This window comes from Arsenicicoccus sp. UBA6765 (genome assembly GCF_002453335.1).
Classification (GTDB): domain Bacteria; phylum Actinomycetota; class Actinomycetes; order Actinomycetales; family Dermatophilaceae; genus Arsenicicoccus; species Arsenicicoccus bolidensis.
On record NZ_DKGR01000059.1, the window covers coordinates 16,808 to 29,602 of the forward strand.

The window sequence follows — 12,795 nt, forward strand, 5'->3', positions numbered from 1 at the left end:
TGATGACGAGCACGACCCTCGCCACGACCGGAGCCACCGGACAGCTCGGGGGGCTGGTCTCCCGGCTCCTCGACCAGGCCGGTATGCCGCACCGCCTCGTCGTGCGTGACCCGTCAAGCCCGCGGGTGCCGCACCACGACGCAGTCACGGACGTCGCCGCCGCCGAGTTCGGCGACCTGGACGCGGCGACGCGGGCGCTGGCCGGCGTCGACGTGCTGTTCATGGTGTCGGCGTCCGAGAGCGCGGACCGCCTGGCGCAGCACCGCACCTTCGTCGACGCGGCCGCGGCGGCCGGGGTGCAGCACGTGGTCTACACGTCGTTCCTCGGAGCGGCGCCGGACGCGACCTTCACCCTCGCGCGCGACCATCACGCCACCGAGGAGCACATCTTGGCCTCCGGCATGGCGTGGACCTTCCTGCGTGACAGCCTCTATCTCGACTTCACCGAGGCCCTGGTGGGCGAGGACGGGGTCATCCGCGGGCCTGCGGGAGAGGGCGCCTGCGCGTTCGTCGCGCGAGCCGATGTCGCGCGCTCGGCGGCCGCGGTGCTGTCGGACCCGGCCGCGCACACCAACCGCACCTATGACCTCACGGGGCCGCAGGCGCTGACCCTCGACGAGGTGGCGAGCACCATCTCCGCGGTGCGGGGGACGCGCGTCAGCTATCACGACGAGACGCTCGACGAGGCGTACGCCTCCCGGGCCGGCTACGGCGCCCCCGACTGGCAGGTCGACGCCTGGGTGAGCACCTACACCGCGATCGTCGACGGCACGATGGCGACGGTGAGCAGTGCCGTCCGCGAGCTCACCGGTTCGCGGCCGACGAGCTTGGGGGAATACCTGCGCAGCACCCCGCCGCGCTGACCTCCTCGCAACCGCGGTCCCCGCACGACAAAGGCGCGGATCCACCTCCAAGGGGGTAGGAGGTGGATCCGCGCCGGTCTGTGGGCCGAGCCCGCGTCACTCGTGGCCGGTGGGATCGCTCTCGGTGCGGCGCGCGATCACGCCGCGCAGCTCCCCGTGGGTCTCCTGGTGCTTGCGCAGCAGGTGTCGGGCGTCGAGGTAGGCCTTCGTGCGGTGTGGGGACATGGGGGTTCCTCTCGGTGGTTCCTGGATCGTTCAACGACCGGGAGAGGGCAGACATTCCGTTGTGTGAGGGTTGGGGCGAGCGCTCCTGCGGGGCGGCAGCGGCAGGCGGGATCGATTGGGAATCGTGGCCGCTCGTGCGCTAAGGTGACGTGTCGCTCACCGCGGTGGGCAACGGGCTGTAGCGCAGCTTGGTAGCGCACTTGACTGGGGGTCAAGGGGTTTACCCCGCTCTGATCGGCCCGAACAACTGAAAATCGATGCCACGGGATGTGGCGCAGCTTGGTAGCGCACCTGACTGGGGGTCAGGGGGTCGCAGGTTCAAATCCTGTCATCCCGACAGAAAAGCCCCGATGAGAAGCCATTTTCATCGGGGCTTCGTCATGTCTGACGACGGGTTTTTGTTGGTCCCCCTCTGGTCCCCTCGCCAAGGCATCGATGCCGCATCACAGACGTCGGAGGGCATATCTGGCTCTCTGGAAAACGCCGCCTGTGGATAAGGGGACCAAAAGGGGACCAGAGCCCCCGGTCGTGGCTTCCGGCTCCCCGTCACAGTGGCCTCGAGGCCTCACGCCGGCTCGGTCTGCTGGCCTTGGCGGATCGGGCGAGGAAGGCGTTGGCCTGCTCTGCGGCGGATGCGAGGTGGCGGTCGTCGGGGTGCAGGTATCCGCGTGTGGTCTCGACGGAGGCGTGGCCGAGGATGTCCTGGAGGACGTGCAGCGGGATGCCTGCGTCTGCCATCCAGGTGGCTCCGGTGTGCCGGAGGCCGTGCCGGGTGAGGTCGGGCAGGCCGAGATCGCTGACGATCTGGTCCCAGTTCGTGGCGTCCCGCACGGTCGCGGTCGTGAGAGCGCCGCCCTTCGGGCCGATCAGCAGCCGGTCCTCGGGCTCCTTGCCTTCCGCGAGCCGCTCGAGGATCGGGCGGAGCGGGTCGAGGATCGGGACGCGGCGTTCTCTCCGGCCTTTCGTCTGTTTCGTGATGAGCCCGCCTTTGCCGGGGTAGGTCTGCCGTGCGATCATCACGATGTTCTTGTCGAACCGGACGTCACCGGCCTGAAGGCCCGAGACCTCGGATGAGCGCGCTGCGAGGAGGGCGGCGAGCATGACGAAGTCGGAGTAGGACTGGTGAATGTTCCCGCAGGCTTCAGCGAGCGTCGTCAGCGTTGCCATGTCGGGGATCGCATGCGCGCGCGGGGAAGCATCCTCCGCAGGCTGGAGACGGAAGGCATTGCGGTTCAGGCTGCGCTTGGCACGGTTCTTCGCGGGGTTGATCGGGATGAGCCCGTCGCGCACCGCTTCATCGAGGACCCGCACGAGCGGGGCGATGGAGTTCTTGATCGTTGACGCCCCGTGCCGTTTCTCCCAGGCATCGATGGTGCGGTCGATGATCCCGGCGGTGATCTGCGCGACCGGCAGGTGCCCGAGGGCAGGTAGCACCCGGAGCTTGAGACCGTACCCGTAGGTCTCCCCGGTGGAGGTGGGGTCGAGGCCGCGCGCCCATCGGTCGCCGATCGTGGTGACGAACTCGGTGAGCGTCATGGACACGTCCATGCCCTTGGCCGATGACTGCCGCAGCGAGTCGAAGAACTCGTGCGCCGCAGCCTCGTCATCGACGATCTCGGAGCGGATGATGCGGCGTTTGCTGATCGGGTCCGTCCAGCGGGCACGGGCGCGGATGCCGTAGGAGCGACGTTCCAGGTCGGTGGAGATCTTCACGCCGACCGGAGGCACCGGCTTTGGCTGCGCGTGCGGGAGCGGCTCACCCTTCCGGGGCATGGCTGTCCTCCAGCCCAGCCAGCCAGGCGTCGACCGCGTCGATGCGGTACCGGGCGATCCCGCCCAGCCGCAGGAACGGCGGCCCCTGACCAGCCGAACGCCACCTCGACAAAGTCGACTCGGACACCTTGAGATAGGCGGCGATCTCCCGACTGTCCATTAGAGGCGAGACCACGATCGTGCCGCCGGTATCGCTCATGCGACTTCTCCGGTGTTCGGGTCGAGTCCGGCATAGAAGTCGTCCTCGGCCTGGCGGCGCGCGGCGACATCGTCGAGGACGAACTGCACGAAGTCCTGATCCCGGTGAGCGATGATCGTGTCCTCGACCGGGCCTGCCGGGTCCTCGCCGGGCCAGGTGGTCTGCCGGGTCGGGCGGTCTCGGTCGAGACGGGTTCCGGAAGCGGCGACCCAGTCGCGGAGCCGCTGGCGGGCGTCGGCGAAGTCGCGATGCCAGCCCAGCGGCGCGGAGCCGTTCTGCTCCGGGTCGTAGGCGGACAGCCAATGCAGGTGCAGAGCGCTCAGCTCCCACAACAGCTCCGGGTGGCGGTGCCAGAACGGCGGAACTACCGAAGCAGGCAGCCCGTAGGTGCGGCGGAGCCAGTCGACCCAGCGGTTCAGCTCCAGCCACTCGGCCTCCGCTTCCTCGCTGGTCAGGAGGTTCCAGTTGATCGGGTGCGGAGGCTCCGGGATCAGCGGCCCGTCGAACTCCGCGGCCTCCCCGTCCAGGTCCGGTTCGTCGGTCTCGGGGGCGGTGTCGTTCTGGTTCATCACGGTCACCGCCGTTCAGAGCCCGAGCGCCGGTGCGGCGCCGCGTGATTCGCGGCGGGCGCCGACATCGACGGTCTGCCCCGCGGTCTCCTGCGTGACGGCGGGCTGGCGGCGGGTGCGGTCGACCTCGTAGCTCGTGCGGGCGAGGTCGTGGCCGAGCTTCTTCGCGACGAACTCCTCGGACTTGACCACCTCGCCTTCCGGCGTGGCGCGGTCGTACTCGCGGGTGTAGCCCTCGGCGACGAACTTGTCTCCCTTGGCGAGCCGGTCGTGGGCGCGCTCGGCGGTCTTCTTGAACGCCACGAGGTCGTGGAAGGTCGTCTCGGTCTGCGTGAACGACCCGTCCGGCTCCTTGCGATAGTGCTCCTGCCCGATCTTGGCGTAGAACCGGGCATCGCCCCGCTCCGTGTAGGTGAGCTGCGGGTCGGAGGCGATGAACCCCGAGACGGATTCCTGCGTGTGGAGAGCCATTGGACTGCCCCTCTTTCTGACATCGGCGGCGACCCCACGGTGGGGCCGCTCTGTCAGGCAGGTGCGCCCGGCGGCTCCTCCGAGCGGTGCTGCAGCGTCGCCTCGATGTCGGCCCGGTCGTCGCGCAGCTGTTTCGCGTCGGGCCGGTCGGTCCAGGTCCGCAATCGGGTGACGATGGGTGGTGCGGAGCGCAGCAGCACCAGTGCAGTCCCGAACGGGAGGGTGCGGATCGTGTCGGGCGGCATGATCGGCACGCGGCGGATGGAGCGCTGTGCGGAGCGGGAGCCGTGGTCTCCGACCGTGGTGGAGTCGGTCACTTCGTCGCGCTCGCCGATGAGCGTGGTCAGGTCGTGCAGGTCCTTGGAGTTCGACGCTCCGCCGAGGACGATCTTGACGATAGAGGCGTCCCAGATCGCGCCGGCCGCGTTCTCCGACCACTTCTCCCGCGCCTGCGCGAGGCTTTGGAGTACGGGCATGGTCGTGATCCCGGTTCCGCCGCCCTCTGCCATGAGCGTCGGCAGCGAGGGCAAGGGTGCGAGGTTGCCGACCTCATCGAGTGCGAGCAGCAGTGGCGGGTCGAGGCGGGCGCCGGGGCTCGTGGCGGCGAGGCGGCGGGCGGCTTCCACGACGTCTTCCACGAACGCCGCCACCAACGCAGCGGAGTTGTTGGCGCCGGCTCCGGTGGCGAGCAGATAGAGGGTTCCTCGGTCGCGGAGGAACGCTTCGGGGTCGAAGTCCTCGTCCTCGCGCGGCGAGACGGCGTCGAGCACGCGCGGGTCTGCCAGCGCGGCGAGGGCGAGGGAGACGCCTTGCCAGATGGAGTCGCGCGTGCGGGGGTCGGAGTCGATCATCGCCTGCAACGAGTCCGCCCACCCAGTCGCCGCTCGCGGGTTCGCGGTGAGGATCGCCACTGCGTCCGCGGCGGCGGAGGGGTCGAGGGTCCAACGGAACAGCTCCGAGGGCGGCCGGTGATCGAGGGCGGCGGCATGGAGGAGCGCCTGGAGCGCGGTCCTCGTCTTGCCCTCCCAGAACCCGCCTCCCTCGACCCCGCCGGCCGAGAGACCGGTGCCGGCGGCAAGGCCGGTCGCGCGGATCATCGCCGTCAAAGGGTCCTCACACCCGCGGATGGGTGACCACCTGAGCCCGGCGGGTAGGCCTTCGGCGAGGTGCTGGGGGTCGAACACCGCGACAGGGCCGATCTTCTGCCGGGCGCGGAGCGTCGCGGTCAGGTTGTCCGGCCGCGTCGATGTGGTGACGACCGCGCCAGGGGCGTCCAAGATGGCGTTGATGACGATGTGGGCGCCCTTCCCGGAGCGGGGCGGGCCGATCAGCAGGATGCTGTCTTCGACGGACGCCCAGACGCTCGTGCCATGTGAGGCGCCGATCCGGTAGCCGACATCCTTCGGCTGCGGCTGGTGGAGCGAGGGCCGCAGGTGACCGGCCCGGCGCAGCAGCGCCGCCTCCGAGGCGGCCTTAGCGACCTCGTTGCGGGTGGCGATCCCGGCGATGCGGTACGGGTCGGTATTCACTTGACGGCCGTGCTCGCGGAAGAACCGCCACGTCCACCAGCCGGCCACTCCGGCGCCGAGGACCAGCAGACCGGCGGTGATCCAGTACGCCACGGCGCTCAGGCCCGGTGCGCCGAGCGCGGTCGCTGGGTCACCGGGGCCCAGCAGCACGCCCAGTCCGGCTTCGACTCCGCCAGTGGGCTGGTTGACGCCGGTGATCCAGGCGGCGACGGACCCGGCGCCGCGGAGGATGGCGGCGAGGACCGCCGTGCCGATGAGGATGCCGATGCCGAGGTTGCTCAGCTCGTCCCCGAGCGCTCCCGTGGGCCGGGGCGTGCTCATTCGGGGTGGCCGATCGTGAGGGTGCCGGAGACGCGGCCGAGCAGGATGACCTCGCGGGTCGGGGTCCCGGCGAGCTGGTGGGCTTCGACGAGGCCGCGCATGGTGCCGTCCGGGGCGGCATCGCCGTGGGCGATGACGACGGCGATCGCGACGTCCTCGCCGGGAACGAACCCTTCCCCGTGCAGCGCGACGAGTTCCGCCGCCGGTCGGCGGGCCGGTTCTTCCGATGCCGGCTCTGGATCGGGTTCGGTGCGGCGGCGCCTGCTCGGGGTGATGATGTCGGTGAACACGGTTCCGTCCGCTTCGCGCACCTCGACCCGCACCGGGGAGCGGCGCAGGTCGGTGAGCTGGTCGAGGACGCGGGCGAAGTCCTCCCGCCGCCACGGCGGCGCGAACGGCTCCGGCTCGAACGGCGCCCCGTCGACAGTGACGGTCATGCGGCCGTCCTCGGCGATGGTGATGGCGACGAGCGGGAGCACGACCGGCACGGGCTCGGCACTCCCGCTTCGGGATGCGGGTTCGCCCCAGGATCGCTTGTAGCGGGGCCGGAGCATCAGGAATCCTGCCGATCGTTCGGGATTCCTGAAGGCACGTCGAGATTCCCGAACTCGTGCGCATCTGTCCCAACCGCCGTGAGTTCGTTCGCGGTGTAAGTCGGTCGCAGTCTCATATCCATCAGGTACGCGGGCGAGTACGGCCAGTGCTCCGCGGCTGACGAACGTTCAGGATTAGTGCGAGGAGTTCACGATTCGTGAAGGAATCGCAGGAATGGTGAACGCTCGGCTCGGGCTGGACTATCCGACGTTGAGGGCGGCGAGTTGCTGCGGGGAGCCGGTCACCACGAGCCGCAGGTCCGAGTGCTGCTCCTCGATGCGCCAGTCGACGAAGGAGCAGCAGGAGCTTTCGGCCTCGACCAGCCCGCGAAGGCGGGCGATGGAGTCCTCGACCTTGGCGTAGTGGATGGTCAGCCGCGTGTCGGTGCGTTCCGTTTCGAGTGCGTAGTCCTCGTCGAATGCTCGCCACTTCTCGATCTGCGCCTTGCCGGCGGTGGGGGTCAGGGTGCAGGCGATGGGCAGGCCGTTGAGCGGGCCGATGTGGGTCACGGGGTGACCTCCTCGTGGTCGTCGTGGTCGAGGTCTTCGAGCACCTCGAAGGGGGATTCGATGTCGCCGCGCCAAGCCTCGATACCCTCACGGATCGCCAGGCCCGCCACCACGAGCGCGGCGATGGAGTCGGCCCACGCCCACCCGAACAGGCCGTTGAGGACGAGCCCGATGAGGACGGTGCCGGAGAGGTAGATGCACAGCAGAAGCTGCTTCGCATCGGCCTGCACGCTCTTGGAGCGCAGCTCCCGGCCGGTGCGAAACTCGAACCAGGCCAGGACGGGCATCACGATCAGGCTGGCGATCGCGATCCCGATACCGACCGGACTGTGATCCGGGTCGCGGACGCCGGTGAGGGCGAGGATCGCATCGACGGCGACGTACACGGCCAGGGCGAAGAACGCGCCCCCGATCACCCGGACGGTGGCCTTCTCCCACCGTTCGGGGTCTCTGCGAGTGAACTGCCAGGCGATCGCGGCGGCAGAGGCGACCTCGATCACCGAGTCCAGACCGAACCCGATCAGCGCCGCAGACGACGCAACCGCGCCGGCCGAGAGCGCAATGACAGCCTCGATGACGTTCCAGGTGATCGTGAAGAAGACGATGAACCGCACCCGCCGGTGCAGCTGGGCGCGGCGCTCGTCGGTCAGGGCCGGCGCGCTCATCATGCGGTGGCCTCGGTGTCGCAGCAGCCGGGCACGCTGCAGGCCGGGTCCAGGCACGGCGCGCTCTCGTCGACGGCGAGCGTCACATCCACCAGCGCGACGAGCGCCGCCGTCAGGTGTGGGTCGGCGATCTCGTACCGAGTCTGCCGACCCTCGGGCTCGGCAACCACGATCCCGCAACCACGCAGACACGACAGGTGGTTCGACACGTTTGTACGGGTCAGGTCCAGGTCGCGGGCGAGCTTCGCCGGATACCCCGGCTGCTCCAGCAGCGACAGCAGGATGCGCGAGCGGGTCGGGTCGGCCATCGCCCGGCCGAGCCGGTTCATCACGTCCACCCGAGAAGCAAGAGTCAGCACACACTGACTATACAGCGATCAGTGACCTATTGGAAGGCTGGAAGGATAAGACTCATGCGGACGGCGGTCGAGTGGATGGAGCGGTGGCAGGTGCCCCTCTACCTCGCCGCGTTCGTCCTCGGCGCGGGCATCGGGCTGCTGATCCCGGCGATTGCGCACCCGGCGGAGTTGGCGATCAACCCCGTGCTCGGGCTGTTGCTCTACGCGACCTTCCTCGGGGTGCCGTTCGCGAAGATCGGGCAGGCGTTCCGCGACTGGCGCTTCCTCGTCACCGTCTTGACGGTGAACTTCGTCGCCGTCCCGATCGTCGTCTACGTCCTTTCGCGGATCGTCGCCCACGATCAGGTGCTCCTGATCGGCGTGTTGTTCGTCCTCCTCACGCCATGCGTGGACTACGTCATCGTGTTCACCGGCATCGCCGGTGGAGCCAAGGATCGGCTGCTCGCGGCCGCACCACTGCTGATGCTCGCGCAGATGCTCCTGCTGCCGCTCTACCTCTGGCTGTTCGTCGGAGCCGAGTTCGTCGCCACGGTCGACTTCGCCCCGTTCATCGAGGCGTTCCTGCTGCTTATCGCGCTGCCTCTCGTTGCCGCGGGGTTCACCCAGCTTGCCGCCGCCGGCACCCGCTGGGGCGTAGCGATCCAGGGCACCGTGCTGGGGGCGATGGTGCCGCTCATGATGCTCAGCCTCGCTGTCGTGGTGGCCTCCCAGATCGCCGGCGTCGGACGACAGCTCGGCGCGCTCCTGCTCGCCATCCCCGTCTACATCCTGTTCGCCGCGGTCATGGTCCCGATCGGTGCCGCCGCCGGGAAGGTTGCCCGGATCGACGTCCCCGGTCGCCGCGCGATCGTGTTCAGCGGCGCGACCCGCAACTCCCTCGTCGTCCTCCCGCTCGTCCTCGCCCTACCCGCCGCGTTCGACCTTGCTCCGCTCGTCGTTGTCACACAGACCCTCGTCGAGCTCATCGTCATGGTCGTGTTCGTGCGGCTCATCCCGCGACTGCTCCCCGACGACATCGACACCGCGAACTCACGACCTCAGATACTCTGAAATGGCCCCTCGGCCCGTGGGTTCCCGCCTCAACTGCCTTCAGGATTCGTGATCTTACGTGGGTTCGCTGGTCATGCGGCCGGTGGTGTCGAACGCGGCGAGCTCGGCGGGATGGAGCTGATGCTGCACGACGAAGGAGCGGTCCTTGATCCGCCAGAGCCCCTGACCGGTCCCCAGGCCGGGGAGCAGCTTCTGCTCGGTGCCGGTGAGCCCGAGCGCGAGGGCGGTGGAGCCGAGCTGGTCCGGCTCCTGCCGGTACACGATCCGGGTCTCCGCATTCGCCAGCAGCGACGAGGCGAGGGCGCGCATCGCGGTCCCGGCATCGCCGACGTTGTCGAGGTCGGAGAGCTTGTGGAAGATGAGCATGTTCGCGATTCCGAAGTGCCGCGCCAGCCTCCACTGGGCGTCCATGCGGCGAAGCAGCGCCGGGTACTGCATGAGCCGCCACGCCTCGTCGTAGACCACCCATCGCTGCCCGCCCGCCGGGTCGGACAGAGCGGACTCCATCCATGCGGACGAGCAGGTCATCAGCACCGAGATCAGCGTGCTGTTCTCCGCGACCCGCGATAGGTCGAGCGACACCATCGGCAGCGACGGGTCGAACCTGACCGTGGAGGGGCCGTCGAACAGGCCTTGGAGGTCTCCGGCGACAAGCCGACGGAGCGCGTGGCCGACGAGACGACCGTCTTCCGCGAGCCGACCGTCCTCATCGTCCCCCGTGTTGGGGGTGAGGATGCGGTCGACGACCATCGGCAGGATCGGCACCTCGGCGCTGCGGACGGCGTCTCGGAGGGCGAGGTCGATGGCGGTGTGCTCCAACGGCGACAGCGCCCGGTCCAGCACGGTCTCTGCGAGGGCGCCGATGAGGTCGCGGCGGCGGGAGGCGACCTGCATCGCCCACTCCGTATCCGACACGGCAGATGGCCGGTGGCCCTCATCGAGCGGGTTCAGACGATTGCGAAGGCCGTGGCCGAGGATGATCGCCCGTCCGCCGACCGCCTCCGCGACAGCCGTGTGTTCGCCCTTAGGGTCGCCGGGGACGTAGACCCTGCGTCCGAACGGCAGGCTGCGCGTGTACAGCGACTTCGCCAGGGAAGACTTGCCGGAGCCGACGATCCCGGCGAGCACGACGTTCGGCGCCGTGATGAGGCCGCGCTGATAGAGCACCCAGGGGTCGTAGACGAACGATCCGCCGCTGTAGAGGTCCTGGCCGACGAAGACGCCCTGGCTGCCGAGGCCGGCCTCGGCCAGGAAGGGGTACTGGCCGGCGAGCGTCGCGGAGGTGTCTTGGTGCTTGGGGAGCCGGAACCGGCCCGGCGTCCGCAACGCCGCGGGCCCCGCCTCGCCGGAGGCGGGCAGGTAGCTCGTGTTGCGGCGTTCAGCCTGCTCCGCCTCCCACTTCGCCCGAGCTTGTGCCTTGCGATGCTGGCGGGCATCGGTCTCGACCTTCGCCGCCGCCTGCCGGCGGGCCTTGCGTGCCCGGCGCCGCTCGCCTTCGGGACCGACGAGCACGGCGGTGTGCAGGCGGCTGTCGTCCTGCCCGGTCACAGCGCCAGCCCCCGTCCGTGTGCGGAGGCGGCGCCGGGGCGGCGGGTGAACCAGTCGGCCCCGTCTCGCCCCCGGCTGACCGCGGGGCCGACTGCACGCGTGGACTTGTGCGCGGCGCGTTCCGCTTCCCGCCTCGACTCCGATGCGGGTGCGGAGGCCGGGGTGTCGATGCCGAGGAGCGCCGGGTCGGGCACGGTGTCGTGCTTGCGCAGCAGCGAGACGTGCCCGAGGAAGGGGTTGTAGGTGAGCGTGTAGACGTCGTGGGTGGCCACCTTGTCGAGCACACCTGCCGGGGGCTCGTCGTAGACGTATCCGTTCTCGAGCGCGGCCTGGGTGGTCTCCGCTCCGTAGTCGTGCCCGGCCAGGTGCTCGATCGCTGCATCCGTCCCGTCGCGGTCGATCAGCTCCAGCACCTCATCGGCCTCGGCGCCTTCCAGGAACACGACGCTGACCCACCGCCTCGCCGGGCCGTCCTCGACGGCAGGTGCGGGGTGCCAGGCGATGCGACCGGAGTGCTGGGAGGCGGCGTCCAGCCGCCACTCCACGGTGTCCAGCAGGGTGCCGGCCTGGTGCAGCTCATCGGCAGCTGCGAGGGCCGAGGTTGCGCCGGCGGCCTGGTTCCCGGCGTCGTCGTGCGCCCTGGCGCGGGCGCTGATGTGGGCGGCTGCGAGCTGGTCGAGCACTTGCCGCAGCGACCTGACGCCGGCGAGCAGATCTCCGATCACCGGGTGGGTGTCGGCGGGGCTCTCGAACGTGCGGGTCGCGTGGGCCAGGCCCCGCAGCGCGGCGGACGCCTCAGCGGCGTCCGCGAGCGGGTCATCGAAGGTCGGCATGATCGGGGCTCCTCACAGGAAGGCGTGACGGTTGGTGAGCAGGTGCGCCGGGTCAGACCGGCCGGCACAACGGCAGCGCGGCAGCGGTGAATGCCTGCGCCTGCTGACCGACGAGCCGCCTGGTCTCGCAGGACGCTTGGATCGCCGCCTGCTCGACCGCGGCCACCGCCGCGTCGAGCTCGTCCACGGTCGGCGCAGAGACGGAGACGAGGCCGGAGACGCGCAGGACGCCGTGCCCGGCAGTCAGGTCCGCCTCCTGCTGGAGCACGTCGTCCAGCTCGGCGCTGCTGGCCGCGTCGTCGATCTGCCCGATCTTGCGCCGCTGGGCGGCATCGGAGATGAGCTCGGTCTTCTTCTTCCGCAGGTCCCGCGCGGCCTGGTCGGCGCGCACCGGGGTGTAGTGCAGGGCGAGGGTGCGCAGGATGCCGTTGGACAGCACGAGCGGCGCGAGGAAGCCGGGATACACCTGCGAGCGAGGCCACTCGGTGATCCACAGCACCGCATGGTGCGCGGAGTCCGACCGCAGCCGGTCCCAGGTCTCGGTAACCGCGACCGGACCTGCGGTCGCCAGGTCACGGCCCAGGTCCCCGTGGCGCTCCAGCGCCGGGGCGGCGGCGGGGTCGTAAGCCGAGCGCAGGACGACGGCGACCTCGCCCGGCGTCAGCCACCCGGTGCTACTGAGCTCCGCGGCGCGCAACGCCGTCGTCAGCGTGCTCATCTCCTGCCGCAGCACCGCAGCCGCGCCGCGTATCCCGCCACCGCTCGTTCTGATCTGCCGGGCGGCGGCCTTCATGTCGAGCGCGAGCGAGATGGTCGTCGCGTGGCGCTCTCCGGCGGGGCCGGCACGCTCGATGAGCTCGGCGTACGTGGTCGCGGCCCAGGAGCCGTCGTCGGTGCCGTGCGTGCGCCACCACTCCGCCAGCCCCGTCCCGGAATCCGGCAGAGTGCGCTCGGACACCTGGATGCGGGCGATCCGCCCGGACCTGCAGGCGGCGGCCAGTACGCGGCCCCAGCCGGAGACGCGACGCTGCTGCTCACCCGGATCAAGGAGCACGAACGCGGGGTGGGAGACGCCGAGGATCGCGGTGAGGGTCTGCGCGTGCGGGTCGTGGACCATCGCCGCGCCGGTCTCGGGGTCTTCCCACTCCCGCAGCGGTGCCGCATCCCCGGGCAGGGCGAGGGTCCCGGCGGGGCGGGGCTTGATGACGCGGCGCCGGTAGATGAGCTGCCCGAGATAGGTCCGGGCGGCCCAGCGGGCGAGGATCGGCACCCACTCGATCACCTTCC

General features: G+C 70.1%; 15 protein-coding genes and 2 tRNA genes. 4 read left to right on the forward strand and 13 right to left on the reverse strand.

Features of this window, described 5'->3' with window-relative positions:
- The first annotated feature begins 2 nt into the window (after positions 1 to 2).
- A complete protein-coding gene (locus B4K29_RS16355; RefSeq protein ID WP_286968172.1) occupies positions 3 to 863 on the forward strand; it encodes an SDR family oxidoreductase in 861 nt (286 codons plus the stop codon).
- A gap of 96 nt (positions 864 to 959) precedes the next feature.
- Here B4K29_RS16355 and B4K29_RS16360 read toward each other — a convergent pair whose 3' ends face one another.
- Complete coding sequence (locus B4K29_RS16360; RefSeq protein WP_286968174.1) at positions 960 to 1,088, reverse strand: hypothetical protein; 129 nt, start codon at positions 1,086 to 1,088, stop codon at positions 960 to 962.
- A gap of 172 nt (positions 1,089 to 1,260) precedes the next feature.
- Between B4K29_RS16360 and B4K29_RS16365 the strand changes: the two genes are divergently transcribed.
- A tRNA-Pro gene (locus tag B4K29_RS16365) sits at positions 1,261 to 1,331 on the forward strand.
- Between the two features lie 20 nt (positions 1,332 to 1,351).
- A tRNA-Pro gene (locus B4K29_RS16370) sits at positions 1,352 to 1,425 on the forward strand.
- A gap of 209 nt (positions 1,426 to 1,634) precedes the next feature.
- On the opposite strand, the gene B4K29_RS16375 is transcribed toward B4K29_RS16370, so the two are convergent.
- From B4K29_RS16375 to cmtR, 9 genes are all read right to left on the reverse strand, one after another.
- Positions 1,635 to 2,801 carry a site-specific integrase gene (locus B4K29_RS16375; protein WP_308302086.1) on the reverse strand — a complete coding sequence of 389 codons (1,167 nt, stop codon included), beginning with the start codon at positions 2,799 to 2,801 and terminating at the stop codon, positions 1,635 to 1,637.
- A 43-nt stretch (positions 2,802 to 2,844) separates the two neighbouring features.
- Positions 2,845 to 3,060 (reverse strand): helix-turn-helix transcriptional regulator, encoded by a 216-nt coding sequence (locus tag B4K29_RS16380; RefSeq protein WP_020628096.1) that lies wholly within the window; start codon positions 3,058 to 3,060, stop codon positions 2,845 to 2,847.
- Entirely contained in the window at positions 3,057 to 3,629 is a 573-nt protein-coding gene (locus tag B4K29_RS16385) for a hypothetical protein (RefSeq protein ID WP_070708793.1), read from the reverse strand. The genes B4K29_RS16380 and B4K29_RS16385 overlap by 4 nt, the downstream gene beginning before the upstream one ends.
- A gap of 15 nt (positions 3,630 to 3,644) precedes the next feature.
- A complete protein-coding gene (locus B4K29_RS16390; RefSeq protein WP_020624341.1) occupies positions 3,645 to 4,100 on the reverse strand; it encodes a single-stranded DNA-binding protein in 456 nt (151 codons plus the stop codon).
- Between the two features lie 53 nt (positions 4,101 to 4,153).
- Positions 4,154 to 5,950: a type IV secretory system conjugative DNA transfer family protein gene (locus B4K29_RS16395; protein ID WP_251204188.1), complete on the reverse strand. Its 1,797-nt coding sequence runs from the start codon at positions 5,948 to 5,950 to the stop codon at positions 4,154 to 4,156.
- Positions 5,947 to 6,387, reverse strand: a complete 441-nt coding sequence (locus B4K29_RS16400; RefSeq protein ID WP_240739668.1) for a hypothetical protein — start codon at positions 6,385 to 6,387, stop codon at positions 5,947 to 5,949. The genes B4K29_RS16395 and B4K29_RS16400 overlap by 4 nt, the downstream gene beginning before the upstream one ends.
- A 357-nt stretch (positions 6,388 to 6,744) precedes the next feature.
- Complete coding sequence (locus B4K29_RS16405; RefSeq protein ID WP_020624338.1) at positions 6,745 to 7,053, reverse strand: hypothetical protein; 309 nt, start codon at positions 7,051 to 7,053, stop codon at positions 6,745 to 6,747.
- Complete coding sequence (locus B4K29_RS16410) at positions 7,050 to 7,721, reverse strand: cation diffusion facilitator family transporter (RefSeq protein WP_371204940.1); 672 nt, start codon at positions 7,719 to 7,721, stop codon at positions 7,050 to 7,052. The genes B4K29_RS16405 and B4K29_RS16410 overlap by 4 nt, the downstream gene beginning before the upstream one ends.
- The gene (gene cmtR, locus B4K29_RS16415; RefSeq protein WP_043278786.1) at positions 7,718 to 8,077 is read right to left on the reverse strand and encodes a Cd(II)/Pb(II)-sensing metalloregulatory transcriptional regulator CmtR; all 360 of its coding nucleotides are present in this window, start codon (positions 8,075 to 8,077) and stop codon (positions 7,718 to 7,720) included. The genes B4K29_RS16410 and cmtR overlap by 4 nt, the downstream gene beginning before the upstream one ends.
- 54 nt (positions 8,078 to 8,131) lie before the next feature.
- Between cmtR and B4K29_RS16420 the strand changes: the two genes are divergently transcribed.
- Positions 8,132 to 9,127 (forward strand): arsenic resistance protein, encoded by a 996-nt coding sequence (locus tag B4K29_RS16420; RefSeq protein ID WP_101966154.1) that lies wholly within the window; start codon positions 8,132 to 8,134, stop codon positions 9,125 to 9,127.
- Positions 9,128 to 9,181: 54 nt separating this feature from the next.
- On the opposite strand, the gene B4K29_RS16425 is transcribed toward B4K29_RS16420, so the two are convergent.
- The 3 genes from B4K29_RS16425 to B4K29_RS16435 form a co-directional block, all read right to left on the reverse strand.
- Positions 9,182 to 10,675 (reverse strand): ATP-binding protein, encoded by a 1,494-nt coding sequence (locus B4K29_RS16425; protein WP_070708981.1) that lies wholly within the window; start codon positions 10,673 to 10,675, stop codon positions 9,182 to 9,184.
- The gene (locus B4K29_RS16430; protein WP_070708980.1) at positions 10,672 to 11,508 is read right to left on the reverse strand and encodes a hypothetical protein; all 837 of its coding nucleotides are present in this window, start codon (positions 11,506 to 11,508) and stop codon (positions 10,672 to 10,674) included. Before B4K29_RS16430 ends, B4K29_RS16425 begins: the two co-directional genes overlap by 4 nt.
- Before the next feature lie 52 nt (positions 11,509 to 11,560).
- Positions 11,561 to 12,795 (reverse strand): SCO6880 family protein (locus B4K29_RS16435; RefSeq protein ID WP_286968187.1); only part of this gene is annotated, 1,235 nt, incomplete at its 5' end.

Excerpts from the sequence above, each read along its gene's own strand:
- B4K29_RS16355 (WP_286968172.1), top strand. The coding sequence starts at position 3 with ATGACGAGCACGACCCTCGCCACGACCGGAGCCACCGGACAGCTCGGG.
- B4K29_RS16390 (WP_020624341.1), bottom strand. The coding sequence starts at position 4,100 with ATGGCTCTCCACACGCAGGAATCCGTCTCGGGGTTCATCGCCTCCGAC.
- B4K29_RS16380 (WP_020628096.1), bottom strand. The coding sequence starts at position 3,060 with ATGAGCGATACCGGCGGCACGATCGTGGTCTCGCCTCTAATGGACAGT.
- B4K29_RS16360 (WP_286968174.1), bottom strand. The coding sequence starts at position 1,088 with ATGTCCCCACACCGCACGAAGGCCTACCTCGACGCCCGACACCTGCTG.
- B4K29_RS16400 (WP_240739668.1), bottom strand. The coding sequence starts at position 6,387 with ATGACCGTCACTGTCGACGGGGCGCCGTTCGAGCCGGAGCCGTTCGCG.
- B4K29_RS16430 (WP_070708980.1), bottom strand. The coding sequence starts at position 11,508 with ATGCCGACCTTCGATGACCCGCTCGCGGACGCCGCTGAGGCGTCCGCC.
- B4K29_RS16395 (WP_251204188.1), bottom strand. The coding sequence starts at position 5,950 with ATGAGCACGCCCCGGCCCACGGGAGCGCTCGGGGACGAGCTGAGCAAC.
- B4K29_RS16385 (WP_070708793.1), bottom strand. The coding sequence starts at position 3,629 with ATGAACCAGAACGACACCGCCCCCGAGACCGACGAACCGGACCTGGAC.
- B4K29_RS16420 (WP_101966154.1), top strand. The coding sequence starts at position 8,132 with ATGCGGACGGCGGTCGAGTGGATGGAGCGGTGGCAGGTGCCCCTCTAC.
- B4K29_RS16410 (WP_371204940.1), bottom strand. The coding sequence starts at position 7,721 with ATGATGAGCGCGCCGGCCCTGACCGACGAGCGCCGCGCCCAGCTGCAC.